The following is a 7,447-nucleotide window of genomic DNA, read 5'->3' as shown; positions in this document are numbered from 1 at the left end:
ACCCCCACCGGGGCACGTTCGGTGAAGGCCGGCGGCAAGGACAATAGCCGTTCAAAAATGGCACCGCTGACAAGCGTATCAAGGCGCGCACCAAAGTGGCTGACGATCTGACTGCGAAGTGTGCGCAAAACCCAGCTCAGGATCAGGACGATGCCAATCCCGATGGAAAACTGGATCAACATCGGGATCGACCGCGTGCCGATGACCCGGTCATAGATGCCCATGACGAAAATCGGGGTTGCCAGTGCCAGGATGTTCAAAACAAACGTCATCGCCAGCAACTGATGAAGCAGCCCCGAAAACCGGTCGGCAATCCCCCCAAACCAGCCGCGCTTATCATCTTCCAGATAACGTTCACGACGATCCGCCGCCGAGAACTGATAGATCTTGCCCGGAAGGGCCGACAGCCTGATGACCATTTCCCGATCCGTGCCACCGTCAAAGACGCGCACACCGTTTTCTTCGGGCCGGATCACGACAAGGGCCGTTCCCTCGTCCGGGACAAACAGGCACGGCATCAGGCGTTCGTCGATCAGGTCAAGCGTCGCGTCAATTTCGCGCGACTGATAGTTCAGATGCGCCATGACATTGCGGAAATCGGTCAGATCAAGTGCCTGATCCATATGTGGCAGGGCCTCGGCGACCTGACGCGGCAATCCGCGCCATCCCAAGGCCTGAAGCAGCGGCCAGACACATGCGTCGAAATCGGACAGCGCATCGGTGCTTTCCAGCCCCATCCGATAATTCATCGCATAGTCCATGTTTTCGAGCTTTTTCATCATGCCTTCGACCCCGCTGCTGCCCGGGTGCCGGTATTTTTGGCAGCCTCGACAGTTTTATTCGTGCGGCGCAAAACAGGCACAAGATGCTTGTCGATCAGACGGTATTGCTTGTTGGCCATGGAAATCAGGGACGGGCGATGTGACACCATCACCAGCGTGCAGTGCTTTTTAAGCTCCACCATCAGGCTGGTCATGATGTTGTCGCCCGCCATATCAAGCGAACTGTTGGCTTCGTCAAACAGGACAATGCGCGGGTAATCAATCAGGGCGCGCGCAACCGCGATGCGCTGTTTTACACCGCGCGGCAAGGTCTCGGACGCCTGACCACCAACTTCGGTGTCATAGCCTTCGGGCATGCGCATAACGATGTCATCAAGCCCCAGACGCCGCGAAATCTCGATCACGCGGTCAACACCGATTTCCTTGCGAAACCCGGTGATGTTTTCAAGGATGGTGCCTTTGAACATCACGCCATGCTGCGGCAAATAGGCGATTTGGCGACGGGTGGATTCGGCGGTGTAATCGGCCGGGTCCTTGCCATCCAAAAGCACTTCACCCCGATCCGGGCGCAAGGCCCCCATCAGAAGCCACAAAAGTGTGGTTTTGCCGGTGCCGTTGTCGCCGGTAATGGCGATGGAATCGCCCGGCTCCACGACCAGATCAAGGTTTTCGAAGATCTTTTTGCCATCCGCATGGGAAAACGCGACATTGCGCAACTCGATCTTGCCATCAAGCAACGGCATTTCCGCGGCCCCAAGCTGGTCTTCTTCTTCGATTTCAAACAGCTCGTTGACCCGTTGGCGCGCAACGCGAATGTTCTGGAATTGCGTCCACAGGGTCATGGCACGCTGAAGCGGCTGGATCGAACGGCCCGACAACATCGTGCAGGCAGCAAGCCCACCGACCGTCAAAGTCCCGTTGATCACAAAAACACTACCGACAGAAGCCACCAGCACCATGGTCAGCATCGAAAAGGTCGCGCTGGCATTGACCGCTGTGTGGGCCGAACGTGCGGCCCGCAGATCATCACCCGAACATTGTGCCTGGAGCTGATCATGACGGCGGATCATCAGGTTTTCCATCGCCATCGATTTGATGGTGTGAATACCGGTCAGGGTTTCGATGATAAAGTTATAGCGACGTTCATCGGACTGGCTACGATCATCAAGTGCGCCCCGCAATTGATGCCCCAAAAACACCGCAGTCAAAAAGAACGCCAGAAGAATACCAAGCGGCACAAGCACCAATTGACCGCCAATCACGGCAATCAGGGCTAGGAACAAAACAATGAACGGCAGATCGACAACCGCACCAATTGCCTGCCCGGAATAGAAGTCGCGCAGCATATTCAGGCTGTTAAGGCGCTGCAGATGAAGACCTGGTGCGGTTTTGCCATAGTCGGTCAAGCTTGCCGACAGCAAATGTCCAACCGCCTGCTGGGAACTGTAATGTTCAAACTTCGCCGCCGAGAGCGAGGAGATATAAGCCCGGCCAAGACGCAGGATCGCCTCAAGCACAAGCGCCCCCAGCACCCCGAAAATCAAAAGGGTCAGTGTCGGAATGGAACTGTGCGGCAGGACCCGGTCATAGACCTGCAAAAGGGCAATCGGCAGCGCAAGCGTCAGCAGGTTGATCACCAACGCTGTGATCAACAGTGCGAAACGGCCGGTGCGCAAGTGCGACAATGTACCGATATTCAATCGAGACCGACGTCTCATCACGCAGGCGAGCTCCAGATTTCCACAAAACCTACCACCCCAAAGTAGGGGACGTATACAATGAGATAGGATGCATACCGGATCACCCCATCCAAAGCAAGAAAATCGTGGAGAAAATACAACCTGATGTGATCTGTCTTACCCGAAACAGCCGGTCACGGATCAGCTAGGGACTGAATATTAGCAATACCAAGACATGTTATTCAATACTGCCGTCACCGCGCAAACGATCAAGTGCTCGTCGCTCGGCTTTTGTCGGGCGCCCTGCCCCCGCTTCGCGTTCGGCCACCGGTGCGGTACGGATATCCGAAGCCACTTCTTTTTTGGGTGTTCGCGGCGGGGAATGATCGGCATAAAGCGCCTGGGCCTCGGGCGCTGGGCCGCGTCGCTCACCAAGGGCGACAACCTCGACAACGCGCAGGTGCGCCCCCTGAAAGAACTGCAGGCGATCACCGGCAACCACCGTGACGCTGGCCTTGGAAACCGACTGACCATTCAGAACAATATGCCCGGCTTGGCAAGCCTTGCTGGCAAGCGATCTGGTTTTGTAAAACCGCGCATGCCAAAGCCATTTATCAATACGAAGCTTCTCTGCCTGTTCCTTCACGGCCACCGATTTCCTGAAATCAACGGATATTGTACAAACGGGATATTATACAGTTGGAAAGCAGAACGGCGACCCACAAGGGTCGCCGCTCGATACATGATATCTGAAACGATCAGCCCTTGGCTTCAAGCATTTCCTTAAGCTTGGCAAACGGCGAATCTTCATTGATCTGGTTGGCTTTTTCCGGGGCCTGATTGCGACCACCGCCCGGTTTGCCACCACGGCCACCTTTGCCACCGCCCTGGTTCGGACGATTGCCGCCCTTGCCTTTCGGGCCACCTTTGCCGCCACCACGGGCTTCCTGACGCGGGCCACGCTGACCACCACGGTTTTGTCCGCCACCGCGTTTGCGACGATCAACACGGACGAAGTATTTGACTTCGACCAGTTCGTCACCATCGGCGTCGGTTTCAACCGCCGGCGTTTCCGAAGTTGCTTCGGCAGACGCATCCGCAGCAACCTCTGCCGGTTCTGCCTTTGCTTCAAACGGTGCAGCTTCCTCAGCCGGGGCATCAGCCTTGGCTTCGGTTGCAGTGGCATCAGAAGTTTCGGCTTCGGCTTTTTCCGCTTCAGGTTTGGTCCCCTTGGCAGCTTCTTCGGCCTTTTTCTCGGCTTCCTTGGCTTCAAGCTCGGATTTCTTGACCTTGGTTACCTCGGCGCGCCAGCCAAGTGCGGTAAACACACCTTCGGCCTGTTCGACCGTGCAACCCAAAAGCGACAGCAGATCAGGATCCGGACGCACCTTGCCATCGTTTTCACGCGCCTTCTGACGCAGAAGGGCGGCAAAACGTTCCAGCATATCAACACGCGCTGCAAGCGGGCCAACCGGCATGTAACCGGCAGCCAGATAGAAGCCCTTGGAATTCGCACGGTCATTGGGGACCGAGGTCCGGCCTGCCGGCGGCAGTTCCGGAAGGGCATCAAGTTCGCGTGCAACCGCCCACAGAATGCCGCGCAGCTCAACCGGGTCCGGTTTGAGCGCATCAAGCACATGGACGGTTTCAACACCCAGACGCACGCCAAGTTTGGCAAGTGCCTTGCGGTCTTCGTCCGACAAGTCCTTGACCAGACTTTCGAGTTCCGAACGCGGCACACAGCCCAGACCTTCGTTCAACTGGAACAAAAGTCCGCGAATCGGCCCGGACAGCTGACAGTCGCGCAGGCGGGTCAGCATTTTAAGGCGCGTTTCGATATGGGAATTGATGAAATTCTGCAGACGGGTACGTACCCGTTCGCGGGTCGGACCGTCAAAGAACTCGCTGTCGATGACCTGAACTTCGGGCGACAGAACCGTGTCACCTTTTTTCAGCACACCAACCGGCGAACCGTTCCACAGCACCTGAAGCTGGCCGTTTACTGCGAACTTGTCGTCTTCGTCAGTTTCAAGTTGTTTGACACGTTGGGCGATTTCGCCGGTCAACGCGCGACGTGCGGCACTGGCAATCGCCTTGCCTTCAAAAGCAGCATCGGTTTCATCAGCAATGAAACGGAATCCGTCAAGACGGCCGACAAATTCACCTTCGACCTGTACTTCACCATTCGCAGTGATGGTAGACATGAGTTCAGACTTGTCCTTGAGACTTTTCAATAAAACCGAGGTCCGTCTGTCAACGAACCTTTGGGTCAGGCGTTCATGTAGCACATCTGAGAGCTTGTCCTCAATGGCCCGCGTGCGTTCCTGCCAATGATTGGCATCTTCGAGCCAGTGATGCTTATGCGATACATATGTCCAGACGCGAATACCTGCCAAACGTGATGACAACTGGTCAATATCACCATCATAACGATCCAGACGCAAGATTTGTTCGCCCAACCAATCAATGGGCAGTTTGCTTCCGGGTTTCGCAAGATAGCGATAGATAGATGTTAGCAGCCTCGGATGGGCATCGGTATGGATATTTCTGAAGTCGGGAATCTGGCAGATTTCCCACAATAATTGCACCCGATCCGGGGCGGTTGCGATGCGCGCGACGTCCTCGTTGCGTGCCAGATGATCGAGCATGATCTCATCAACCGGTTCGCGCGCCAAAATAAGGCTCGGATCGTCCGAACGTTTGCGCAGCGATTTCTGAAGCGCACCGACAGTTCGGAAATCAAGCCGCGCATTACGCCAGAACACTTTTGCAAGCGGCTCGAACTCGTGCTCTTCGATCTGTTCGATAATGTCGGGATCGATCCCCGACAGGTTTCCCGTCACCCCGAACGTGCCATCATTCATGTGACGTCCGGCACGACCAGCAATCTGGGCGGTTTCAGCCGCGGTCAGGCCACGATTGAACTTGCCGTCAAACTTGGTCATCGCGGCAAAGGCCACGTGGTTGAGATCAAGGTTCAACCCCATGCCGATTGCATCGGTGGCAATCAGATGTTCGACCTCGCCATTCTGGAACATCTCGACCTGGGCGTTACGCGTGCGCGGGCTCAGCGCGCCAAGCACCACGGCAGCCCCACCCTTTTGACGGCGCACCAATTCGGCAACGGCATAAACTTCCTGGGCTGAAAACGTGACTACCGCCGACTGGGACGGCAGGCGCTGGATTTTCTTCGCCCCGTTATAGGTCAGAGTCGAAAACCGCTCCCGGCGATCAAATTCGACATTATCAACCAGCTTGCGGATCACCGGACGAATGGTTTCCGCCCCCATGAACATGGTTTCATGGCGTCCGCGCGCATGCAAAAGCCGGTCGGTAAAGACGTGACCACGTTCCGGGTCGGCACACATCTGGATTTCATCAATCGCCAGGAAATCGACCTGCTTGGCGACCGGCATGGCCTCGACCGTGCACAGGAAATAACGCGCTGTTTTCGGAAGAATACGTTCTTCGCCGGTGATCAATGCCACCGCGCCCTTGCCGACCTTGGCGACTGCGCGGTCATAGTTTTCGCGCGCCAGAAGTCTGAGCGGGAACCCGATCATCCCGGTCGTGTGTGCCAACATCCGTTCCATGGCGAGATGGGTCTTGCCGGTGTTGGTCGGCCCCAATATGGCAAGGATACGAGGACCGGTTCGGGTTGAAATCTGCATCAAACTTTTCCAATCGACAGCCCAATGATCCGGGCCATCGCAATCATTGGGCCTTTCAACACGCGAACCAGCACCATGTCAAGCTTTCTGCCTGCCGTCGCAAGGCGCGTCAAACTGGCGTATCGCGGCCCAAACCACTGATACCACGCAAACCCGCCTATTCTTCCTTGAGTTCAAGCAATCTGGCCCCCGGGCCATCACTGCCAAGCGTGTCTCCAGGGTTGTATAGCGGGCATGCGGAAATCGACAGGCAACCACAACCGATGCATTTGCCCAGCTGATCACGCAAACGGGTCAATTGTTCGATGCGTTCATTCAAATCATCGCGCCATTGCGATGAGAGCTTTTCCCAGTCTTAGATGGTCGGCACGGTATTGGGGGGCAGCTTATCGAGCGCCGCACCGATTTCCGAGAGCGGAATACCGGTTTTCTGCGCGACCTTGATGATGGCGAGCTTGCGCAACACGCCGCGATGAAAACGGCGCTGGTTGCCGTCGGTCCGGATCGAGCTGATCAAACCTTTGCGTTCATAAAAATGCACCGCCGAAACGGCAATACCGCAACGACTTGCGACTTCTCCAACGCTCAGATAGCGCTGCAACACGCCTTTTTCTGCCATTTTTCCTGTTTCCCTTGCCAGCTTTGAAAAAGTTCCAAAACGCGCTTGACCTTAACATTAGTTGAGGTTTTAGAACCTTACTCATTGAAGCGAAATTGACAAGGAGAGAACGCCGTGAAAGAGACATTTAATATCGCCGTCATCTTTGGCAGTGCGCGTGAAGGTCGCTTTTGCGATACGGTCGGGACCTGGGTCGTTGAAACCCTAAAATCGGATCACGAGCTTTCTGTTGATACGATTGATCCCGCTGTTTTGAACCTACCGGCGGCCCATGTTGGCGCTGATCACCCTGCGGTCGCGCACCTTCATAATGCCCTGACTGAGGCCGATGGTTTTATCGTCGTTACCCCGGAATACAATCACAGCTTTACCGGCGAGCTAAAGCTTCTGATCGATGCCGCCAAGCAACAATGGAAACGCAAACCCGTCGGGTTTGTATCCTATGGCGGAATGTCAGGTGGTCTGCGCGCTGTTGAACAGCTACGTCTTGTCTTTGCCGAATTGCATGCGGTGACCATGCGCGATGTCATAAGCTTTGCCCAAGCCTGGGACAAGTTCGATGATACCGGTCGCCCAATAGACCTCGAAGGTACGAATAACGCCCTTCATCACATGATGACCGATTTCAAATGGTGGGCTGGCGCACTGCGCGATGCGCGTTACCCGCAAAGCAAACACCATCTTCTTGAGGCGATT

Annotated in this window: 5 protein-coding genes and 2 pseudogenes; 1 reads left to right on the top strand and 6 read right to left on the bottom strand. The window is 55.7% G+C overall.

The features are described 5' to 3' along the window. The 6 genes and pseudogenes from B3Z49_RS11705 to B3Z49_RS22090 form a co-directional block, all read right to left on the bottom strand. Positions 1-782: pseudogene (locus B3Z49_RS11705) on the bottom strand (peptidase domain-containing ABC transporter); the annotation flags it as partial. Then, positions 779-2,500, bottom strand: coding sequence for a peptidase domain-containing ABC transporter (locus B3Z49_RS11700; protein WP_296990989.1), 1,722 nt, complete (start codon positions 2,498-2,500; stop codon positions 779-781). The gene B3Z49_RS11700 and the pseudogene B3Z49_RS11705, both read right to left, overlap by 4 nt. A gap of 199 nt (positions 2,501-2,699) precedes the next feature. Next, a complete protein-coding gene (locus tag B3Z49_RS11695; RefSeq protein ID WP_296990988.1) occupies positions 2,700-3,107 on the bottom strand; it encodes an RNA-binding S4 domain-containing protein in 408 nt (135 codons plus the stop codon). A gap of 112 nt (positions 3,108-3,219) precedes the next feature. Continuing rightward, on the bottom strand, positions 3,220-6,132 hold the full coding sequence (locus B3Z49_RS11690) for a helicase-related protein (protein ID WP_296990987.1): 2,913 nt from the start codon (positions 6,130-6,132) through the stop codon (positions 3,220-3,222). 157 nt (positions 6,133-6,289) lie between these two features. Then, positions 6,290-6,475: pseudogene (locus tag B3Z49_RS22095) on the bottom strand (redox-sensitive transcriptional activator SoxR); the annotation flags it as partial. Between the two features lie 12 nt (positions 6,476-6,487). Further along, positions 6,488-6,751 carry a MerR family DNA-binding transcriptional regulator gene (locus tag B3Z49_RS22090; protein WP_414716254.1) on the bottom strand — a complete coding sequence of 88 codons (264 nt, stop codon included), beginning with the start codon at positions 6,749-6,751 and terminating at the stop codon, positions 6,488-6,490. A gap of 114 nt (positions 6,752-6,865) precedes the next feature. Between B3Z49_RS22090 and B3Z49_RS11680 the strand changes: the two genes are divergently transcribed. Then, the coding region (locus B3Z49_RS11680) for an NADPH-dependent FMN reductase (RefSeq protein ID WP_296990985.1) at positions 6,866-7,447 on the top strand (582 nt) is incomplete at its 3' end.

Origin of the sequence: Thalassospira sp. UBA1131, from assembly GCF_002311515.1 — a bacterium.
Taxonomy (GTDB): domain Bacteria; phylum Pseudomonadota; class Alphaproteobacteria; order Rhodospirillales; family Thalassospiraceae; genus Thalassospira.
This window is presented reverse-complemented; position numbering and strand designations above follow the sequence as displayed.

Bases quoted from the DNA above. Each gene is read 5' to 3' on its own strand.
- B3Z49_RS11700 (WP_296990989.1), bottom strand. From the start codon at position 2,500: ATGAGACGTCGGTCTCGATTGAATATCGGTACATTGTCGCACTTGCGC.
- B3Z49_RS11690 (WP_296990987.1), bottom strand. From the start codon at position 6,132: ATGCAGATTTCAACCCGAACCGGTCCTCGTATCCTTGCCATATTGGGG.
- B3Z49_RS22090 (WP_414716254.1), bottom strand. From the start codon at position 6,751: ATGGCAGAAAAAGGCGTGTTGCAGCGCTATCTGAGCGTTGGAGAAGTC.